At 45.2% G+C, this 20,705-nt stretch carries 20 protein-coding genes; 14 read left to right on the top strand and 6 right to left on the bottom strand.

Features of this window, described 5'->3' with window-relative positions; all coding sequences use genetic code 11:
* The 9 genes from miaA (at position 1) to radA (ending at position 8,671) form a co-directional block, all read left to right on the top strand.
* Positions 1-1,152 (top strand): tRNA (adenosine(37)-N6)-dimethylallyltransferase MiaA, encoded by a 1,152-nt coding sequence (gene miaA, locus ACZ5XY_RS01075; RefSeq protein WP_464742166.1) that lies wholly within the window; start codon positions 1-3, stop codon positions 1,150-1,152.
* Between the two features lie 301 nt (positions 1,153-1,453).
* Positions 1,454-1,981: an RNA chaperone Hfq gene (hfq, locus tag ACZ5XY_RS01070; RefSeq protein ID WP_464742164.1), complete on the top strand. Its 528-nt coding sequence runs from the start codon at positions 1,454-1,456 to the stop codon at positions 1,979-1,981.
* A gap of 198 nt (positions 1,982-2,179) precedes the next feature.
* Positions 2,180-3,172, top strand: a complete 993-nt coding sequence (locus tag ACZ5XY_RS01065) for a KpsF/GutQ family sugar-phosphate isomerase (RefSeq protein ID WP_464742162.1) — start codon at positions 2,180-2,182, stop codon at positions 3,170-3,172.
* Positions 3,173-3,313: 141 nt separating this feature from the next.
* The gene (locus ACZ5XY_RS01060) at positions 3,314-4,423 is read left to right on the top strand and encodes an RNA-guided endonuclease InsQ/TnpB family protein (RefSeq protein ID WP_464742160.1); all 1,110 of its coding nucleotides are present in this window, start codon (positions 3,314-3,316) and stop codon (positions 4,421-4,423) included.
* Between the two features lie 59 nt (positions 4,424-4,482).
* Positions 4,483-5,019: a KdsC family phosphatase gene (locus ACZ5XY_RS01055; protein ID WP_464742158.1), complete on the top strand. Its 537-nt coding sequence runs from the start codon at positions 4,483-4,485 to the stop codon at positions 5,017-5,019.
* 11 nt (positions 5,020-5,030) lie between these two features.
* Positions 5,031-5,618, top strand: a complete 588-nt coding sequence (gene lptC, locus ACZ5XY_RS01050; RefSeq protein WP_464742156.1) for an LPS export ABC transporter periplasmic protein LptC — start codon at positions 5,031-5,033, stop codon at positions 5,616-5,618.
* A 104-nt stretch (positions 5,619-5,722) separates the two neighbouring features.
* Entirely contained in the window at positions 5,723-6,247 is a 525-nt protein-coding gene (lptA, locus tag ACZ5XY_RS01045) for a lipopolysaccharide transport periplasmic protein LptA (protein ID WP_464743663.1), read from the top strand.
* An 84-nt stretch (positions 6,248-6,331) separates the two neighbouring features.
* Positions 6,332-7,075, top strand: coding sequence for an LPS export ABC transporter ATP-binding protein (gene lptB / locus ACZ5XY_RS01040; protein ID WP_464743661.1), 744 nt, complete (start codon positions 6,332-6,334; stop codon positions 7,073-7,075).
* Positions 7,076-7,246: 171 nt separating this feature from the next.
* Positions 7,247-8,671 carry a DNA repair protein RadA gene (gene radA, locus ACZ5XY_RS01035; protein WP_464742154.1) on the top strand — a complete coding sequence of 475 codons (1,425 nt, stop codon included), beginning with the start codon at positions 7,247-7,249 and terminating at the stop codon, positions 8,669-8,671.
* A 91-nt stretch (positions 8,672-8,762) separates the two neighbouring features.
* Here radA and ACZ5XY_RS01030 read toward each other — a convergent pair whose 3' ends face one another.
* Entirely contained in the window at positions 8,763-9,359 is a 597-nt protein-coding gene (locus ACZ5XY_RS01030; RefSeq protein ID WP_464742152.1) for a septal ring lytic transglycosylase RlpA family protein, read from the bottom strand.
* 898 nt (positions 9,360-10,257) lie between these two features.
* Between ACZ5XY_RS01030 and ACZ5XY_RS01025 the strand changes: the two genes are divergently transcribed.
* Positions 10,258-11,217, top strand: a complete 960-nt coding sequence (locus ACZ5XY_RS01025; protein WP_464742150.1) for a D-Ala-D-Ala carboxypeptidase family metallohydrolase — start codon at positions 10,258-10,260, stop codon at positions 11,215-11,217.
* Positions 11,218-11,426: 209 nt separating this feature from the next.
* Positions 11,427-11,912 (top strand): hypothetical protein, encoded by a 486-nt coding sequence (locus tag ACZ5XY_RS01020; RefSeq protein WP_464742148.1) that lies wholly within the window; start codon positions 11,427-11,429, stop codon positions 11,910-11,912.
* Positions 11,913-11,955: 43 nt separating this feature from the next.
* Here ACZ5XY_RS01020 and ACZ5XY_RS01015 read toward each other — a convergent pair whose 3' ends face one another.
* From ACZ5XY_RS01015 to ACZ5XY_RS01005, 3 genes are all read right to left on the bottom strand, one after another.
* A complete protein-coding gene (locus ACZ5XY_RS01015; protein WP_464742146.1) occupies positions 11,956-13,455 on the bottom strand; it encodes a M16 family metallopeptidase in 1,500 nt (499 codons plus the stop codon).
* A 50-nt stretch (positions 13,456-13,505) separates the two neighbouring features.
* The gene (locus tag ACZ5XY_RS01010) at positions 13,506-14,963 is read right to left on the bottom strand and encodes a M16 family metallopeptidase (protein ID WP_464742144.1); all 1,458 of its coding nucleotides are present in this window, start codon (positions 14,961-14,963) and stop codon (positions 13,506-13,508) included.
* 76 nt (positions 14,964-15,039) lie between these two features.
* A complete protein-coding gene (locus ACZ5XY_RS01005) occupies positions 15,040-15,171 on the bottom strand; it encodes a hypothetical protein (protein ID WP_464742142.1) in 132 nt (43 codons plus the stop codon).
* 311 nt (positions 15,172-15,482) lie between these two features.
* Here ACZ5XY_RS01005 and ftsY point away from each other — a divergent pair, with 311 nt between their 5' ends.
* Together ftsY and ACZ5XY_RS00995 are read left to right on the top strand one after the other, a co-directional pair.
* Complete coding sequence (gene ftsY / locus ACZ5XY_RS01000) at positions 15,483-16,835, top strand: signal recognition particle-docking protein FtsY (protein ID WP_464742140.1); 1,353 nt, start codon at positions 15,483-15,485, stop codon at positions 16,833-16,835.
* Positions 16,836-16,843: 8 nt separating this feature from the next.
* Positions 16,844-17,437: a methylated-DNA--[protein]-cysteine S-methyltransferase gene (locus ACZ5XY_RS00995; protein WP_464742138.1), complete on the top strand. Its 594-nt coding sequence runs from the start codon at positions 16,844-16,846 to the stop codon at positions 17,435-17,437.
* A 50-nt stretch (positions 17,438-17,487) separates the two neighbouring features.
* Here the strand turns inward: ACZ5XY_RS00995 and ACZ5XY_RS00990 are convergent, their stop codons facing one another.
* Positions 17,488-18,237 carry a YebC/PmpR family DNA-binding transcriptional regulator gene (locus tag ACZ5XY_RS00990; RefSeq protein ID WP_464742136.1) on the bottom strand — a complete coding sequence of 250 codons (750 nt, stop codon included), beginning with the start codon at positions 18,235-18,237 and terminating at the stop codon, positions 17,488-17,490.
* Between the two features lie 262 nt (positions 18,238-18,499).
* On the opposite strand from ACZ5XY_RS00990, the gene ACZ5XY_RS00985 reads away from it, so the two are divergent.
* Positions 18,500-19,330, top strand: a complete 831-nt coding sequence (locus tag ACZ5XY_RS00985; RefSeq protein WP_464742134.1) for an ion transporter — start codon at positions 18,500-18,502, stop codon at positions 19,328-19,330.
* Here ACZ5XY_RS00985 and ACZ5XY_RS00980 read toward each other — a convergent pair.
* Entirely contained in the window at positions 19,327-20,640 is a 1,314-nt protein-coding gene (locus tag ACZ5XY_RS00980) for an ABC1 kinase family protein (protein ID WP_464742132.1), read from the bottom strand. The genes ACZ5XY_RS00985 and ACZ5XY_RS00980 overlap by 4 nt on opposite strands.
* Positions 20,641-20,705 lie beyond the last annotated feature (65 nt).

Raw genomic sequence — 20,705 nt, 5'->3', positions numbered from 1 at the left:
ATGAATAAAAATCTGCTTAGCCGCCTTAATAACAGCAGCCTTAGTGAAAATAGCGTCGTCTGCTTGATAGCGCCAACCGCAAGCGGAAAAACGGCGCTGGCTTATGAGCTTTATGATACCGACAATTTTGAGCTGATTTCGGTGGACTCAGCGCTGATTTATCGCGATATGAATATCGGTACCGCAAAACCGACCGCTGATGAGCTTAAGCGCTATCCGCATCATTTGGTTGATATCATTGACCCCACCCAAAGCTATAGCGTGGCGCAGTTTGTTCAAGATGTCAGCCTTTTAATTGACCAAGTTCATAAAAACGGCAAAATTCCGCTGTTAGTTGGCGGCACGATGATGTATTTTATGGCGCTGATTGATGGGATTTCTGCCGTTCCCGACAGTGATGATGCCATTCGCAATCGCGTTGAGGCTTGGCGGCAAAGCGAGGGTATCGGGGCGCTTTATAACTATCTAGCACAGGTTGACCCAATTACCCATCAACGGCTTAAACCCAACGACACTCAGCGCATTACCCGCGCTGTTGAGGTTTATTTACAAACCAAAACGCCGATGAGCACTTGGCAGCAGCAACCAAAATCAGCATTGGCAAATCATCCTAACCAAGATTGGCATATTTTTGCCATTATGCCAGACCGCGCTTGGCTTCATGAGCGCATTCAACTGCGCCTTGACATCATGTGGCAAGATGGTTTTATCGATGAGGTGCTTGAGCTGCTGCGCCGATACCCTTTAACCCCAAACATGCCGTCAATGCGCGCCGTCGGCTATCGGCAGGTTCTTGAATATTTAGTCGTCACCAATCATTCTATTTTTGACTTGCCGCATTTGGATAAAGCGCAATTTTATCAAGCATTTGCCGCCCAAAATTTTGATTTTGATTTAGAAAAAAGCCATTCAAAGCTTTTTCAAAAAGATCAAGCGCTATTGCCCAAAAAAGACCTTCAAAACGCCGTTGCTTGTCATCAAATGCAAAATAAGGCATTATATGCCACAAGGCAGTTAGCAAAACGGCAATTTACATGGCTGCGTAAGTTAACTTCGCTGCCAAAGCTTGGCAGTAGCATAAAAACCTTTTCAACGATGACGGAAGCCAAGCAAGAGTTGCTAAGGTCTAGAGAAAGCCAGCTTAAGAAATAATAACAATAATGACCACAAACTTACATTGCAATTATGATGATAGATTACGATATTATGAGTATGGCAAACGATAAAAATAGCAGATGATATAATGAGTATTTTCAAATAATAACTATAAAAACATGTACTTATCTTATAATTAAGTCCTTGCGATAATAAAAAATTTGATAAGGGTACATGGGTCATTTATGAAATTCTTGTTATTGATATCAGCGCCAATTTATCAACGCCATGATACTTTAATTTTACTTATAATAAATAATCATTAAAATATAACGATATTCTATTTAGGAGCGCTCTCATGTCAAAAGGACAAACCCTACAAGACCCCTTTTTGAACTCATTACGAAAAGATCGAATTCCGGTTTCTATTTTTTTGGTTAATGGCATAAAGCTTCAGGGTCAGATTGAATCGTTTGATCAGTATGTAGTACTACTAAAAAATACCGTCAGTCAGATGGTTTATAAACATGCGATTTCAACGGTAGTCCCTGCAAGAAACCCTCGTGGTAGCGGCGCGGGCGCCAGTGGAATGACCGCTCAAAGTATCAGCGGTGGTTATCAAAGTGGCATGGGTGGCGGTTTTGACAATCGCTCACAAGGCTTTGAAGACCGCAGTTTCTCCTCAAGCCGAAGTGGCTTTAATCGCAGTGGCTTTGGTAGCAATGATCGTGGTTTTGATCGCGGCGGCTTTGGCGGTGATCGCGGTTTTGATCGCGGCGGCTTCGGCGGTAGTGATCGCAATTTTGAAGGTTCGGACGATTCAGGATTCAATCAATCCGGCAGCAACGACTTTGACAATGGTTTTGATAACAACAATAACAGCTAAGCGCTTTGTTTATTGATAAAAGTTAAACAAAGCCTCACAGTAGTGACAGCTGACTATGCTATTGTAAGATCATAAAAAATGATGCAATTCACAAAGGACCTGCTGATAAGTGGGTTTTTTTTGTCGAGAAAAATAGTTTTTATCAAGACTATCTTAGGTTAACCGATTTTTAACAGCACCTTTAAGTGAGTCTAACCCATGACCCAAGACCCTATTAAGCTGAGCGCTGAGCAGTATGTTTCAGCGGCCATTGAAGCCATCACCACCGAAAAGCGCGCCCTTGATTTATTAATGGATCAAATTGATGAGCGCTTTGCCAAGGCTTGCAATATCATTCTGGCATGCCAAGGTCGGGTGGTGGTGACAGGAATGGGAAAGTCAGGGCTGGTGGGTCGGAAAATTGCGGCAACTTTTGCCTCAACGGGAACGCCCTCGTTTTTTATGCATCCAGGAGAGGCGGGTCACGGTGACTTAGGAATGCTCGTTCAAGGCGATGTTCTGCTCGCGATTTCAAACTCAGGCGAGTCTAACGAAATTAAAACATTAATTCCGGTCATCAAGCGCTTACAAATCCCGCTCATTAGCATCAGCCGTGATAAGCGCGGCATGCTCCCAAAATCGGCTGATATTGCCTTAACGCTTGGCAACTTTCAAGAAGCCTGTCCGTTAAACCTTGCGCCAACTTCAAGCACAACGGCAACGCTGGCTTTAGGGGACGCTTTAGCCGTTGCTTTGGTTCATGCTCGCAATTTTACCTCAGAAGATTTTGCCTTATCGCATCCGGCAGGGGCACTTGGTCGCAAGCTTTTGACCCGTGTGGCAGATTTGATGCACTCAAAAAGCGATGACTTACCTAAAGTGGCTGAGGTGGCGCCGCTTCATGATGCGCTTTTTACCATGACTCACGGTAGGCTTGGCATGACGGTGGTCATTGATGATCAGGATAAAGTGGTCGGCGTATTTACCGATGGTGATTTGCGCCGTAGCCTTGAGCGCGGCGTCACGCTTGCTACCCCGATGATTGAAGTGATGACCAAAAATCCACGAGCTATTGACAAAACCATGCGCGCCTCCGATGCGCTGAGCCTGATGAATGAAAATGGCATCAGTCAGTTGTTGATTATGGACGCTGAGGGCAAGCTTGAGGCGATTATTACGGTTCATGATTTATTAAAAGCCGGCGTGACTTAACGGGCTTGTGCTTTCTAGCAGTTTTTATCCAAACTCGCCTTATATCCATGCCTCTCTAAGCATGGATATAAGGCGACAGCGGTTGACGTTTAAAGCGGCTTTAAGCTTGCTAAAATTCACCAAACCTAGCAAAATCAAACCATGAAAACCCTTAAACTTCGGCTTAAAGACAAACACGCACTGCCGCTTACTCAATTAAGCGGCACGGTCAACTTTGTTTGGAACTACGTCAATGAGTTAAGCTTTAAGCACTTACAACGAACTGGCAAGTTTTTTAGCGCTTACGATTTGGCTGAATATACCAAAGGCTCAGGCGAATTTTTAGGATTGCACTCGCAAACCATTCAAGCGGTTAGTGAAACCCACGCCAAAAGCCGAAAGCAGTTTAAAAAAGCCAAATCAAGATGGCGAACCAATAATCCTAAATCAGACAAAAAAAGCTTGGGTTGGATTCCGTTTAAAAAGAGTGCCATCAAACACCTCGCCACACGCCAAAGCGGTAAGAAAGCGCTGAAATCAACCATTCAGTTATCACTAGCCAAAGGCCAAAAGCTGATTATTGAGCTTTGGGATAGCTATAATTTAGCATTGTATGACCTAAACACCCTTGAATTAGTTCAAGACGCAAGAGGTCGATGGTACGCTTGCATCACGGTTAAAGCCAAAGCTGACGCCAAAATCCAAAGCGGTAGCGGTAAAGTTGGCATTGATTTAGGGCTTAAAGAAGCGGCAACTACCTCAAATGGCGATAAGCTGACCATTAAACAAACTCAAAAATGGGCGGCAAAATTAGCAACGGCTCAACGTGTCAAGAATAAACAACGCGTAACCGCCATTCACGCCAAGATTAAAAATACCCGTAAAGACATCATTCATAAATTCACCACGCAATTGGTTAAAGACAATGCGCTGATTGTGGCCGGTGACGTAAAATCAAAATCATTCACAAATAAGAAAACCAATCTTGCTAAATCAACTTACGATGCCAGTTGGTTTGAATTGAAACGGCAATTGGACTATAAATGCAAGCATGCAGGTTGCCATTTTGAGATTGTGAATGAAAGCTACACCACCCAAACCTGTTCCAGCTGTCACCAAATCGGTGACAGTAGCCCTAAGGGGCGTCAGGCGCTTGGAATAAGAAAATGGACTTGTGGGTGCGGTGTCACTCATGACCGCGATGTTAACGCGGCAAGGAACATTCTTGCGGTCGGGCTTGACCGTCTTGCAGAAGGAATCCCCTCACTTTAGGGAGGGGAGGAAGTCAACATAAAGATGATAACTAAAGTTTTCATGATAACGAGAGTTTTATGCAAGATTTAATAAAAAAAGCCGGAAAGGTAAAATTGCTTGCCTTAGATGTCGATGGTATTTTGGCGGATGGTCAGATTATTTATGACAGCCATGGTATTGAAACCAAAGCCTTTTTTGTTCAAGATGGCGTTGGGATTAAGGCATTAGCTCAGTTTGGGATTTTAACTGCCATTATTACCGGTCGTCATAGCCCAATGGTTAAAAAGCGCGCCGAAGAGCTTGGCATTGATTTTGTCGTTCAAGGTCGTGACGATAAGCTTATGGCGCTAACCGAACTTTTGGCAAGCCTAGATTTGACTTTAGCCGACTGCGCTTATATGGGCGATGATTTACCGGATATCAAAGCCATGCAATCGGTTGGCTTTGCGCCCACCGTTCCAAACGCTCATCAAGAAGTGATTAACCGCTGCGATATGGTGACGACCAAAGCCGGCGGTTTTGGTGCCGTTCGTGAAGTTTGTGATTTGATTTTAAAAGGTCACGGTCATTACGAGGAATTTATTGCTAACTTTATTTTAAAGTCGCGCGTTTAGGATGACGTTTTGTGAATAATACTCGAATCTTAATCATTTTGGCGCTCATTATTGCAGCAATTGCCGGCTGGTTTTTCCATCAGCATGGCGAAATTGCGCCGCCGGTCAATATTGAACCCTCTGAGGTCGATTATGAGGCGACTGATATCAAAGCAGTTCAAACCAATGAGCAAGGGGAAACGGAATACGAAGTCAATGCAGATTCTATCTCGCACAACCCGCAAACCAATCAAGATGAGATGTCGGGAATCACCATGAATTGGGAGCCCTCCGCCACTCAGCGTTACCAAATTCAGGCAGGAACTGCAGCAATTAATCAGCAATCCGGCGATTTAAAATTGTCCGGCGGCTTTACCTTGACCAGTCAAGACAAATCCGGTCAAGGCAATAGCGAGCCAATCAAAGTGACCGGATCAGAGCTAAAAGGCAATACCAAATCGCGCCAAGTGTTCAGCGATAAGCCCGTCAAAGTCGAGCAGGGCATGAACCGATTTGAAGCGGCAAGCATGACTGCCAATTTGGAAACGGGCGATTATGAATTTGGCAATATTGCCGTCACTTTTTCACCCCCAAATCGCAAAGATAAAGCGTTATTTTAACTCAGCTGAGCTGATTTGCTGTTATGATAATCAAAATGCTTCGCCTTTATTTTTAAGTTGAGACGCCATTAATGACCTTATATTCTACTTTTGCCAATCGCAACTTGCCAGTTATGCTGCAACTGACCAAAGCGTTACCGATGGTATTGATATTAAGTTTGCCGGTAGTGAGCCACGCGTTACCGTCGGATGCCAATCAGCCGATTAAACTGCTTGCCGATAAAGCCACCTATAGCGAGCGCACAGGGGTCACCAGTTATTCAGGAAACGTCATCATCACCCAAGGGACGCTGAAATTGACCGCCGACAACATCACGGTCGACTTATCAAAAAATCGCAGCATTGATTCTGCCGTTGCCACCGGTCGCCCTGCGACCATGCAGCAGGTGATTACTCAAGAAAAAGGCTTAGCAAAAGGTCAAGCCAATCGCATAGATTATAATGCGGTTACCGGCATTGTCACCCTAACCGGAAATGCGCACCTTGTGCAAAATGGCGCAAGCTTCGCCGGCAACGTGATTCGTTACAGCTTAAAAGCCGGTGACGTTGAAGCTACCGCCGGCAACAGTCAGCGCGTTGAGCTTGTTTTTCCGCCCAATAACAGCACCAATCAGCGCGGCGTCCGTTAGGATAAAAGAGTAAAAACAGTAAAGCAAAAACAATAGAGTAAAAAAATGATGAGTGACCAAGTTTTGACCTCTCAAGTGCCATCGATGGCAGAGCCACAGATTGCAGGAAAGCTGACCATGCGTCATCTTGGTAAGCGCTACGGTAAGCGTTGGGTGGTCAAAGACGTTTCTTTTTCCGTTGAGCAAGGTCAAGTGGTCGGGCTGTTAGGACCTAATGGCGCCGGAAAAACCACCAGTTTTTATATGGTCGTCGGATTGGTTAACATGGATAAGGGTCAGGTGACGCTTGGCAAAACGGATTTGTCAAAATACGCGATGCATGAGCGGGCGCGTGCGGGCATTGGCTACTTGCCGCAAGAGGCGTCAATTTTTCGAAAACTGAGCATCGAAGATAATATTTTAGCCATTTTGCAAACTCGAAAAGACTTAAATGTCGCCGCCCAAAAAGCCGAGCTTGAAAAATTAATCGGCGAGTTTCATTTAAACCACGTGCGAAAGTCGCTTGGGATGAGTGTATCGGGCGGCGAGCGTCGCCGCTGCGAAATTGCCCGCGCCTTAGCCGCTGACCCTAAGTTTATTTTACTTGATGAGCCATTTGCAGGCGTTGACCCGATTTCAGTGGGCGATATTAAAGAGGTCATTTTGACCTTAAAAGATCGCGGCATTGGGGTGTTAATCACCGATCATAATGTCCGTGAAACCCTCGATATTTGCGAGACTGCCTATATTGTTTCTGAAGGCGCCATTATTGCTGAAGGCTCAGCGGACGATATTTTAAATAACGAGCTGGTCAAAAGCGTTTATTTGGGCAAGGATTTTCAGGCTTAATAATAAGTTATTTTTAGTTTTTAAATCAGGGCTTTTATTACGCTTTTGCTAGATTTTTACCTTTTTCGCCCCCATCTCAATCCTTAATATTGGTATTCTTTTCAACGAAAAAACGCTCAGCCGAGTTAAGGTTTGGGCGTTTTGTCAGTTAATAGCATCAGGCATCAAATTATGGCAAAAAATAAGAGCAGTTACGTTTGTCAAAGCTGCGGGGCGCATTTTGGCAAATGGTCAGGTCAGTGTACTGACTGCGGCGAGTGGAACAGTTTGGTGGAAGCCCCAAACGTGAGCTTACCGCATCACAATAAAAGCGCGGGCAAACCAAAAGCCGCAGGCGGCGCTCGCAATCAGAACTATTCAGGAACCCAAAGCGCGGTGATGCCGCTGAACGCCGTCAGCGTCACCTTAGATACCAGACTGCCAACTGGCATTAGCGAGTTTGACCGTGTTCTTGGCGGCGGTTTGGTGGCAGGGTCGGTGGTGCTGATCGGCGGCGACCCTGGCATCGGCAAATCGACGATTTTACTGCAAACGGCAACCAATATGGCTCGCGCCGACTCGTTAGCCGGAAGCGCGCTTTATGTGACCGGTGAGGAGTCGCTATCGCAAGTTGCCATGCGTGCTAAGCGTTTGGACTTACCCGCTGACAGGCTGCGCGTTTTGGCAGAAACCAACGTTGAGACCATTTGCGCCGCGCTCACTCAAGAGCAGCCAGCGATAGCCATCATTGATTCCATTCAAACCATTTATACTGATGCCATTCAATCCGCACCCGGCGGCGTCAGCCAGATTCGTGAGTCAGCCGCGATGTTGACCCGCTACGCCAAACAAACCGGAACGGCGCTGTTTTTGGTCGGTCACGTGACCAAAGAGGGCACGCTTGCAGGACCGCGAGTCCTTGAGCACATGGTCGATACGGTGCTTTATTTTGAAGGTCAATCGGACTCACGATTTCGAATGATCCGCGCCGTCAAAAATCGCTTTGGCGCGGTCAACGAGCTGGGCATTTTTGGTATGACTGATATGGGACTCAAAGAAGTTGCCAACCCCTCGGCGATTTTTTTAAGCCGCTATGATAAGCCGGTTGCAGGCTCGATTGTTATGGTGAGCCGCGAGGGTACAAGACCGCTTTTGGTGGAGGTTCAAGCTTTGGTTGACGACAGTCAAGCTCAGCCACGGCGGATGGCACTTGGTCTTGATTATCAAAGGCTATCAATGCTGCTTGCGGTCATGCATCGTCACGGCGGTATTCACACCAGTGGTCAGGACGTTTATGTCAACGTGGTCGGCGGCGTTAAAGTATTGGAGACCGGCTCAGATTTGGCGGTACTGCTGGCTTGTGCTTCAAGTATTAAAGAAAAAGCACTACCGTCATCCTTAGCGGTATTCGGTGAGGTTGGGCTTTCAGGGGAAATTCGACCGGTTCCCAATGGTCAAGAGCGCCTTAAAGAAGCCATTAAACATGGCTTTACCCATGCCATTGTTCCTAAAGCCAATGCCCCAAGTAAAAATACAGCGCCATTTAACAAAATCAATATTATTGCCGTTGACCGCCTTGATGACGCGATTCAAAGCGCGTTTGAAATTGACGGTTAATATTTGATTTGATTTAACTTAATTACTTTAAACCAAAAAAAGCGCCCAAACTTTAGGCGCTTTTTTAATATTCTGAATGGTTTTGGATCAATTAAGGTCCTGAAACGCGCTCGATAGAGACGTTACCAACCCCTTTACTGGTAATTCCAAGCTGTTTGGCAGCACCGTAGGACAAGTCCATCACGCGGTTGCCATGGAAAGGACCACGGTCATTAACTTTGACTACCACGCTTTTGCCGTTGTCTTTGTTGGTGACTTTTACGTAGCAGTTTAAAGGTAGCGAGCGGTGAGCAGCGGTTAAGCCGTTCATGTCAAATACATCGCCGCTTGCGGTTTTACGGCCGTGGAATTGGCGACCGTACCAAGAGGCAAGCCCTGTTTGTTTAAACTTACTGACCGAGTTTGACGCCACAGCGGTTAAGCGCTCAAGAACATCAGTATCATTGCTAACTTGACTGGTATCGCTTGCCAAAAGTGTGCTGTTAAGGGCTAACGATGTGGGTTTTCGTGCCGACTTGACCAAACTTGACGCATTATCATGTTGGCGGGTCAATTCATTTAAGACCCGATCGATATGGGCGTTATCTTGCGACCCGCTCAATGTGATTCTTGATTCGGCAGCATTAGCAGTCGTGCCAAGCATAACACACATCGATAGAGCCATTAATCCAGATAGACGCTTACTCATAAATACCTCGTCACTTGAACTTAAACGTTTAAAAGCAGTCAATGACACCAAAACAAAAAATCTGATCATCATAGCTACTATTCAAATGCTGGGCTTTATTAACGGTTAAAGCTTTTCATTTGAATTCCGATCTAAAGTAAGCTCGGCTAAACGCTTAAGTGTGGTTAAGTTTTTCATGTCATTATCGCTAAAAACAGCTTAAAGTTTTCTGTTCGTAGCGATAAGCCCAATAAAAAAATGCTATAAAGTTAGATGGTTATTTTCAAAGCTTTAGCCTTAATCAACGGAGTAACGAATTACTTTTTAAAAGATCTTTGTAAAAAAGCGTTAATTAAGTTGTGTCTTTGAAATCTAGGAACTCACTATACAATTGGGTTCTGACTTGAATATTATTAATTGAAAAGTTAAGGGTTAGAACTGTATATTTTGTGTACTAAAATTACTTAGAAAAGAGATTAACGCAATTTTTTGTAAAAAACAAGTCTTAAAACTGGCTTGATTAGGTGCTAAAACAATTGAATTTTTTGGGATATTGAGCGGTTGCCTTACCAATAAAGGCTTGTATAATAATAACTTAGCTTAAAAACTGCGTTAAAAAATTTATTTAATTTCTTTATTTGGAAATTATAAGATCATGTTGTAAAAACGATTGGGCATCAGCATTAGCTATGACTAGCTAACCGTAGTTATCAGCAATTTAGTGATAGTAAATATCACAATGGAAAAATTAACCTTAATTATAATTAAGTAACATTTACTGAGGATCATTGCTAAATCATTAATGATCTTTAGAATATTGTTATAAAAACTCAGCCTTTGCCGAATTTTCTAGGATAATTCTACTCCTGACAAGAAAATTTGCTACTATTCTAGCAATTTTACTAAGCAGTAATTCGTGATGAGTATTCTTTCTTTAAACAGCATTTGTCCTGATCTGAAGGTTGTAACTGGGGTTAAGCTGGCAAAAAATGTCGCTTTAATAAGTATTTCTAAATGGCAGCGTTATGGCTTGGGGCTAATGATGGCAGGGCTAAGTGGGGTCATATTGCCTGCCCAAGCTGTAATTTTAAGCGACAGCTCTGAGCAGCGGCTTAAGGTTCGCAGCAGTCTGCCAAAAGTCTCCGCGATGAGTACAGACAGTTTGCAAGCATTGATTGAACAAAAGCAGCGTGACTATGCTTCACAGGAAAACATCGCCATCGAAGAGCGAAAACGCATCTCCCCAAAGCCTGTCCCAAGTTCGGTAAGTCAAGGTCGCGCTGCTGTAATTAAAAGCCAATCTTATGAAACGAGCTATCATCACAATCAAGCAACGGCGGAATTTAACAGTTGGCTTAATAGTGATCGTTACCGAGCGCAGCAAGTGGGCAGTTATCAGCGCTATTTGGCGCAACAGTTGGGAGCTAATAATGTACCGCCGCTGCATCAGCTGTTGACGACAGCAAGAAGTTGGGAAAAATGCGGTTATGAGCCGTTTCAATTGCCGCCGGAATATCTTTGGGCAAATGTGGTTCCTACCTTAAAGTTGTATGCTGACTTAAAACGGCAAGGCATCTTGCCCGCTAGCACTGAAATTCGCTCAGTGTATCGCAGTCCAGCGCTAAACAGCTGTGCAGGCGGGGCGGCAGGAAGTAAGCATTTGACCGCAGGCGCCATTGATATTTGGGTGCCAGAATCGGAGGGTGATTTGTGGCAGCTAACCAGTTTGCAAGAAAAGCTTTGCCAATTTTGGCAATATCAAGGGGTGAGCTACGATTTTGGTTTAGGACTTTACGCAACCGGAGCTATCCATTTAGATACCCAAGGCTATCGCAAATGGGGATTTGAGCATTCGATCAGTAACTTTTGCCGCTATTAATATGATCTTAATAACATGATCTTGATTTTCTTATAAACTTTTATCAGGTATTTTATAAAGCTGCTGAGCATTTCCCAACTATTTTCATTTAAGATAAGCATCTTGCCAAAAAATATGTTGTAATGACGATATAAGATGATTCATTTTAAATGCTATACGTTAACGGCAAGCTGCAATAGGCGTTGTCGCTAGAGTTATGAGTGATGGTTATGAAAAAACATTTGCCAATAGCAGTTGGCGTGTTGATATTGTTGTTGATTGCTTGTGAGTCGCCCCTATCAAAATCCCAAAAAAATACTGAGCTTGATACGAACGAACAACGGCAAAAAGATATTGCGGCGATTGAAGACAATATCAATAATTCTCATGCAAGAATAGCCTCGGAGCGTGATGATGTTTGCCCTAAACTTTTAGAAAAAGAAGTGGGTCGGCAAAGCATCAAGCGCAGTGCTGAGGTGATGGTTGATGATTATTGCGATTATTATTTATACCCTCAAAGCGGTCAAACGCTGACGGTTGAAGTCAACGATGACCGAATCGAAGCACTTTTGGTGACGCCTAAGTACTATGATTTTGCCAATGGTGCTTATCACGTAACCTCTTACGATAAGCACGTGCTGCGCTTGTCTTATAATGGCGCAACTTATAAGCCTGAGCGGCTGCAGTATGACGTCAAAATTAGCGTTAAGAATTAACGCCAATAATCAGCTGCCTATTAATATCCAGATAAAAAGACAATTATCGTTTGCTTTTCTTTTTAGGAATAGTTTTATTTTCCCAAGGGTTGTTTTTACCGACCGTGACGATTAAAAATTTATCAGGTTGCAGGTTGTTTCTTAAACTTTGGTTGACAGAAGTCAACGTCACAGCGTTAATTCGCTGCTCAAAGTTCGCCAGATAGTCGTTTGGCAGCTGATAAAAATTCATCATACCAAGCTGACCGTTAATCGCAGCGTTGCTTGAAAAGCTCATTGGAAAGCTGTTTTTAAGACCATCTTTGGTCAGTTGCATCTCAGATTGGGTGATGCCGTCCTTTAAGGTGTCATTAATGACTTTTAAGCTGGCATCAATCGCCGCTCGCGCTTTGTCGTTGCGGGTTGAAAAGCTAATTTGATAAGGTCCGCGCGTGAGCATCGGACTCATGCCGCCTGAAATGCCATACGTGTAGCCTAAATTTTGTCGAACTTCGGTCATCAGCCTTGCGTTAAAATCGCCGCCGGCAAGAACGTCGTTTCCTACGGCAAAATTGGTTTGCTCTTGTTGCGCTTTGGGGTTGGTGGCGCGTTTGTTGCCCAGTTGACCCATAAGCACGGTGGTTTGGGTGCTGTCAAACGGGATATGAATGCGCTTAGGTTCAGTGAGCGGCTTTGGTTCAGGAAGCGCGCTTGCGGCTTGACCTTGGGGCAAGTTTTTGGTGAGGCGGTTGGCAAGCGCTTCAGCCTCGGCGCGCGTGACATTGCCGGTGATTGCCATTGAGGCGTTATTGGCAACCAAATAACGCTGCCAAAATTGGGTTAAGTCCTCGCGCTTAATCGTCGGAACCGTCTCAAGCGTTCCGGCAGCTGGGTGCGCGTAGGGGTGGTCACCATAAAGCGCGTCGCTAAAGGCAATCGCCGCTAAATAAGCTGGGTCTTGTTTTTGCTGTTTGAGCCCGACCAGTTGCCGCGACTTGTTGCGCTCTAAAATGGTGCTGTCAAAGTTAGGCTCGGTCAGCATTTGCGCCATTAAGTCAGCTGCAGGAAGCAGATGCTCGTCATCGGATAAGCTTCGCAGCGACACGATAAACATATCTTGATATGCCATACTGCTTAAATTAATTCCCAACGTTTCAGCAGCTTTGGTAAAGTCGTCCTCAGTTAAGCTTTTGGTGCCTTGAGTCAGCATGGCAGCCGTCATTCCGGCAATGCCAAAGCCGTTAGGGCGAATGTCACCATCACGAGCGCTTCCGGCGTTAAAGCGTAGCGCCACATCAACAATGGGCAGGGTAGGCGTTTGCACAAGCAGCACTTTAATCCCTGACTTGGTGGTAAACTCGTCAATTTTTGGCACCGTCACACTCAGCGGCTGAGCATTTTTGATACTTGATAAGGTGTCAAGCGCCTGAATGGGGGCTGATTTATCAATCGCACTGCTTTGAACGCCGCGACCATCTTCAGCAGTCGCGGCAGCGCTTACCGCTAAAAGCAAGCTTAGAGCAATTACTTTGATAACAAATTGTTTTTTCATCATTTTTGGCATGGCAGCAGTCTTTTTTTTATCAAAAGGGGCTTAAATAGTAAGTTTTTGGCTTATTTGGGAATAATATCCATCACCGTGAGGTTGTTTTCTACCAAATATTTTTGCGCCGCTTGCTTGATATCTTGCGTGCTAACCTCATCGAGCATGGCAGGTAAGCGAGTAAGAATTTTGTCATCAATACCAATGGCTTGAAGTGAGCCAATCATTTGCGCTTGCCCTTGAACACTGTCTTGGGCGTAAATCAGTGAGGTTAGCGTACTGGTTTTGGCGCGGCTGATTTCCTCAGGACGGATAGGCTCCGCAATTAAGTTGTCAATTTCGCTTAAAATCGCCTCTTGGGCTTGTTTTAAACTGACCCCCTCGCGCGGCGTTGCCTGAACCAAAAATAAGCCATCGCCACGGTCGAACAAATCATAAGACGTGCCAACCGAAGTCAGTAAGCCTTGGTCGCGAACCAAGCGTTTTTCAAGCCTTGCTGACAGTCCGCCATCAAGAACGTCTTGGGCAAGTGATAGCGCAAGGATTTCTTTTTTGTCTTTATTGGTTACAAAGCTTGGCACGTTAAAGCCCATCAGCAGCACCGGAACTTCGACCGCTTGCTTGGATTCGATATGCTGATAACCGCGAAATCCACGCTGCAACACGCTTGGGCGCTTGGGCAGTGCTTGCTTTACAATGCCGCCAAAATAGCGCTTAACCTCGGCTAAAGCGGCTTCTGGTTTGACATCACCAACGATAACGATGGTGGCGTTATTGGGCGCATACCACAATTTGTACCAGTCTTTAAGCTCATTTAAGGTGATGCTTTCAAGCTCTTTCATAGGACCAATGACCGATTCGCCTTTGGGGCTGTCGGGCAATGCTTTTAAGCGAAAGTCTTCATAAGCTTTTGCTAGCGGGTTGTCATCGGTGCGTTGCCGGCGCTCCTCCATGACCACTTGGTGCTCTTTTTTAAATTCTGCGGCATCAAATAATAGGTTGGTCATTCGGTCGGCTTCAAGCTCCAAGGCTAGCCCCAAGCGATTTGCCGGAAACAGCTCATAATAGCCGGTATAGTCATAACTGGTAAAAGCGTTATTGACCCCACCAAATTTGGCAATCAAGCGCTCAAAGTCTGCGCTTGAGACATTTTTGGTGCCTTTAAACATCATATGTTCAAGTAGGTGCGAGATGCCGCCTTTATCCACTGGCTCATCGGTTGACCCCACCTTATACCAAACTTGCGTCATCACGACAGGGGCGCGGTGGTCTTCTTTAATGATGACCTTTAAGCCGTTTTCTAATTGGTACTCATGGCGGTTGGACAAGTCGTTAACAAGCGCTGCCCCCAAATCGGTCGCCGCTTCTTTCTTAGTAGGTATTTCAGCGCTGGGTTTGGAATGAGCGGTTTCTATCTTGGGCAAAGGTGTTGGCGCAGGTGGCGTTGCGATTGGTGTGGTCTGGCAAGCACTTAATAACAGCGCGATGCTAATCACAGCGCCCCCTCGAGATGAAACAGATAACGGCATATGATTCTCTTAAATGCTGACTAAAAGACAAATTAGGCTCTTAAGTATTAGACTTTTCAATGATAATAATTAACAACTATAACGATTTGTGAGCGCCAACCATAACGCTTGCGGTCGGGCGAAATTCTTGAGTGGTGCTACAACCCGTGATAAGTAAGGCAGCTGACATCACAAAGATAGCTTGAGCAGCGACGAATTTTTTAAGCATAACTTAAGTCCTCTAAAAAGCGCTTTGGTTAAAATTTTGAAAGTAAATTGCCAATAAAAAATAAAAGGCTAGATGACTTTAACGAAATTTTATATGATAAAGGTCATTGTTTTGTCACCAAATCTTAAAGAAAGCTTACTTTAATGATATTTTATGAGCACTAAAAAGCGGTTGGTTGAAAAATATCGCCAAAGATGTGTGCTAAACTACCTAAATGTAGCTGAGCTTTAACGCCAGTTATCAAAATAACACCGTCAAGTCAAAACACTTATAATAACTTTTTTTGTAAAATTATTTTTTAGGGCAGGCTTATGAATAATGTCAACAACCCCAATCGCGTCGTCATCAATTTAGATGGCAACCTTGATGATAATGATGACGATGATATTACCCTACCAAGCTTGCCGGTGCAATCGGTTGCGATAATTGATGAGCAAACAAATGATGATAAAAAAGAGGGGCTAGATGACAGCAGTGAGCCGCTTGCGTTAGGAACGCCTATTGTTGCCGCACAAACCCCCGCCGAAAATAGCGCTGCGGAAACTCAAATCGCGCCTGCCAAACCTGCGCCCGTCATTCCAAAAATGCCATTGCAAGCTCAGCTGGGTGATACTCAAAAGACCACGCAAAAACCCGCTCAAGAGGGTTCAGCTGCCGCTCAGCCAAACCAAAACTTGGAAGCTGCTCGTGAGCAGTTAAAAGAGTCGCAAGCTGCCGCTAAAAAAGAAAAAGACAGCGGCAGTTGGTTTAACCGCATGAAATCAGGGCTGACCAAATCACGAAAAAACCTTGCTGAAGGCATGGTCAATATCTTAATCGGTGGTAAAGAAATCGATGATGAACTGCTTGAGGAGGTCGAAGACCAACTGCTTGTGGCGGACATTGGGGTTAGCGCCACCAACCGCATCATCAAAAGCTTAACCGAGCAAACCGCTCGCGGCGATTTGATTTACTCGCATTCGCTTTATAAAGCGCTGCAAAGTGAATTGGTCGACATTTTGACCCCAAAAGTAGCACCCCTTGAGATTGACAGCAGTAAAAAACCGTTTGTGATTTTGGTGGTTGGGGTCAATGGCGTTGGCAAAACCACCACCATTGGTAAGCTTGCCCGCCGGCTGCAAAGCGAAGGCAAATCGGTCATGCTTGCCGCAGGGGACACTTTCCGCGCCGCCGCCACCGAGCAGCTACAAATTTGGGGCGAGCGCAATGACATTCCGGTGGTTGCTCAAGGTCACGGCTCAGACAGCGCCTCGGTCATTTTTGATGCCATGCAATCGGCAAAAGCTAAAAATATCGATGTACTAATTGCCGATACGGCAGGGCGACTGCAAAATAAATCCTACTTGATGGCGGAGCTTGAAAAAGTCGTCCGCGTGATGAAAAAAGCTGACCCGACTGCGCCGCACGAAGGCATGATTGTTCTTGATGCCGGAACCGGTCAAAACGCGATTAACCAAGTTGAAATCTTTAACCAAGCCGTACCGTTAACCGGAATTACCATCACCAAACTTGATGGCACGGCAAAAGGCGGCGTGGTCTTTAACATTGCTGAAACGACCGATATTCCGATTCGCTTTATCGGCGTTGGCGAGTCGATTGATGATTTGCGCGCCTTTAGTCCCAAACAATTTGTTGAAGCCTTGTTTGAAACCGATGAGAAGTAACAGTGCTTATGATTACCGTCACCGCGGTTAGTTTGGCAAACCTTGCCCCAAAAAATCAGCCGCTTGCTGATACGGCGCTGATTTTGGCGGCAAAGCAGGGCAGTAATAGCAGTCGTTTGGTAATTTGCGATTGGGCGGACAATATATCGCAGCAAACCGCTATTACAAAAGTTAATTTGGCGAAAGCTTATCAAAATACGGATAAAAGCTTCATAGCCTTTGACAAGCTAACAAAAAATGAGGCTAATCAAGACCTCTTGTTAATGGCAACGGCGCAATTAAAGGATTATTTTTTTGGGCGCAGGCAAGCGTTTGATTTACCGATAGATATCAGCTTTGGAACGGCATTTCAAAAGCGCGTTTGGCAAGCGCTGCAATCGATTGCGTTTGGGCAAACGATAAGTTACACTCATCTCGCCCATTTAATCGGCAACCCCAAAGCGTATCGCGCCGCCGCCAACGCTAATGGTAAAAATCCGCTCAGTATTATTATTCCATGCCACCGCGTCATTGCTCATGACGGCAGCATTGGCGGTTATACGGGCGGCGTTGATAAAAAGCGCTATTTGTTAAATCTTGAAGGTAATTTTTGTAAAACCTAAAAAAAGCCTGAAAAATTCTCAGGCTTTTTTATTGACTGGTTGGTTGTTAATTATTGCTCAAGCTGCGCCATGACCTCATCAGAAAAGGTTACGTTGGTATAAACGTCTTGAACGTCATCTAAGTCCTCTAGCATATCAATCATCTTCATGACTTTTTGCGCGTCATCGATGTTGTCAATCACGGCGCTTGTTGATGGTGACATGGTGACTTCGGCATTATCAGAAATAAGCCCTGCAGCGTTAAGCGCATCTTTGACTTGACCGAAGTTATCGACTTCAGTGATGACGGTGAGCGTTTCGCCGTCATTTTCGATGTCAGTTGCGCCGGCGTCAAGGGCGGTCATCATCAACTCGTCTTCAAGGGACAAATCGCTAAAGCTGATTTCACCGCGCTTGTTAAATAAATACGCCACTGAGCCTGACGTTCCAAGGTTGCCGTCATGCTTGGTAAAGGCGTGGCGCACTTCGCTCACGGTTCGGTTGAGGTTGTCGGTCATGGTTTCAACCAAAACCGCAACGCCGCCGATACCATAGCCTTCGTAGCTGACCTCTTCCATATTGTCATTCTCACCGCCGCCCGCACCGCGCTCAACGGCGCGCTTGATGGTGTCTTTGGTCATGTTGACCGACAGCGCTTTTTCAACAGCGGCACGCAGGCGCGGGTTTTTATCAGGGTCAGGGTCACCTTGCTTAGCAGCGGAAACAATTTCGCGAATAATTTTGGTAAAAATCTTACCTTTAACCGCATCTTGACGCGCTTTGCGATGTTTGATGTTCGCCCATTTGGAGTGACCTGCCATAACTTATCCTTAATCGATAACTAAAATAAAATAACGTGCGACGCTGCAACTTTGAATGAAGGAGTGTTGTTAAAAGCTGAAGTTTGCTACACTATATTTTCTAAATAATTGCCAATTGCTATTGTCCAAATAACGCTTTAGGCAATGCAAGGCTTGATATTATAAACCACTTTTGGGCGGATTAAATAAAGGCAACCAAGTTATCTTTAAGGTTGTCTTTTTTTATCAAACTGCCGCCATCTTTGATGAAGCATTGACATTTATGAAGCAGTCCAAGGCTGATAGTATCACCCAGTTGCGTAAGCGCATTCATATTATTATCGAGGGTACGGACACAAGGCTTGGCAAGCTGTTTGATATCATATTGCTTATTGCAATCTTAGCCAGTGTTGCGGTCGTCATGCTCGATAGCGTGCTCATCATGCGGCTGCAATTTGGCACGATATTTTTTTATGCCGAATGGTTTTTTACCATTTTATTTACCTTTGAATATGTGCTTCGGCTGTTTTCTGCGCCAAATCGCTTGCGCTATATGTTCAGCTTTTTTGGCATCGTTGATTTGTTATCGGTGCTGCCAAGTTACTTAAGCCTCATGTTTGTGGGTGTTCAATATCTGCTTGTCGTTCGGATTTTGCGGATTTTGCGCGTGTTTCGGGTGCTTAAGCTTAAAGCCTACATGCAGCAAGCCGGATTTTTAGCCGCAGCGTTAAAAACCAGTCAACAAAAAATCACCGTGTTCTTTTTATCATTGGTGCTGCTGGTCACCATTTTCGGTGCGGTCATTTATGTTGTTGAAGGTCCTGAAAATGGCTTTACCAGTATTCCGGTGTCGATTTATTGGGCGGTGGTGACCGTGACGACGACGGGATATGGTGATATGTCACCAAAAACCCCGATTGGGCAGGCGATTGCAACGATGGTGATGATTACCGGTTATTCCATTATTGCCGTACCCACAGGGATTTTCACCTCAGAGCTGGCGCGAAATATGCGACCTCAGCTTGACCCCATTGCGTGCCCGAACTGCGGAAAATTTGGTCACGCTGTCAATGCGGTATTTTGCGACCGTTGTGGTCACGCGCTTCACGTTTAATCAATCTTATGACGGTTCAAATACTCATAAACAAGGGGCGATAAATCTATAGTTACACCCAAATTAACCAAGTTCCAATATTGTCCAGAAACCGTTCTGTCCATCATCATGGTCATGGGTGAGGGCTGAAATTGGTTAAAATATTTTAAGGCGCTACGCATTTGAGCGATAAACTCATGGTGGACTTGGCTTTTAGCAAAATTAAATTCACCACTTCCTGCAGGGGGAATGGATAGCGGCTTCATACCAATATCCAGCCACGTGTCATAAAACTCTGCCGGAATATGGCTGTCGTCCTCACGGCGAATCCCAAGCGCCCGCAAGTCCTGCTCAAGCGCCGTCACATCACGGTTCACGGCATGGCGAACAAAGCGTAAAAACAGCTGAATCTCGCGGTCACTATAGCTTTTAATGCCGCCAAAATCATAAGCAATCACGCTACCGTCTTCTTTAAAGGCAAAGTTGCCCGGATGCGGATCACAATGGACGCGGTATAAACCAAACAGCTGCCCTGCGGTAAAGTGAAATAAGTGCCGGGCGATTTTTTGTTTGATGGCATTGTCCCAAGTAGCGGCAACCGCAAGGCTTTCGCCGCGCTCCTCCGTTAAGGTCAGAACGCGTTTGGACGAGTGGCTGCTAATCACCCGCGGGATAATAATGCCCTCATCGCGGGAGTGAAACGCACCAAATACCCGAATATTTTGCGCTTCTTTAATATAGTCAAGCTCATCTTCAAGGCTTTGACGAATCTCATGAAACAGCTGCTCTTGAAGCTCGCGACTCATGTTTAACACGCCGGCGATTTTAAGCGCCATGCGAACTTGCTTTAAATCACTGTCGCAGTTTTTATCCACGTTGGGGTATTGAACTTTCACCACCACTTTTTGACCGGACAACAAGGTTGCCTTGTGAACTTGACCGATGGAGGCGGCAGCAAAAGGCGTTTCTTCAAAATCCAAAAATAGCTCGGTAAGCGGCGCGCTAAGCTCACGCTCAACTTGGGCTTTGATTTGTAAAAATGGCATCGGCGGCGCATCTTTTTGCAGTTTTTCAAGCGCAGTTGCCACCTCTGCCGGAAACACGTCTTTATATTGCGAAGCGATTTGCCCGACTTTCATCACTGCGCCTTTCATCTCGCCAAGCGTATCGGCGATTTGCACTCCTACGTCTTGAAGCAATTCAGAGCGCGCTTGTAAGCGCTTTTCTTCATCACTCGACAGATGCTTTAAAGAGTTTTTTGCCGCTTTGCCAGCAATGCTTGCCGTCATTCCCGCCAATTTTATAAAGCGTTTTCCGGACGATTTTGCCATTCATATCACCTTAAAAATTAGCGCAAGGTTGGTAAATTAAAAGTAGCTCAAAAATTGCACTTATT

Source organism: Psychrobacter sp. GTC18467, from assembly GCF_055397455.1.
Note: the sequence above shows the minus strand (reverse complement) of the source record. Positions and strands in the feature narration are given on the sequence as shown.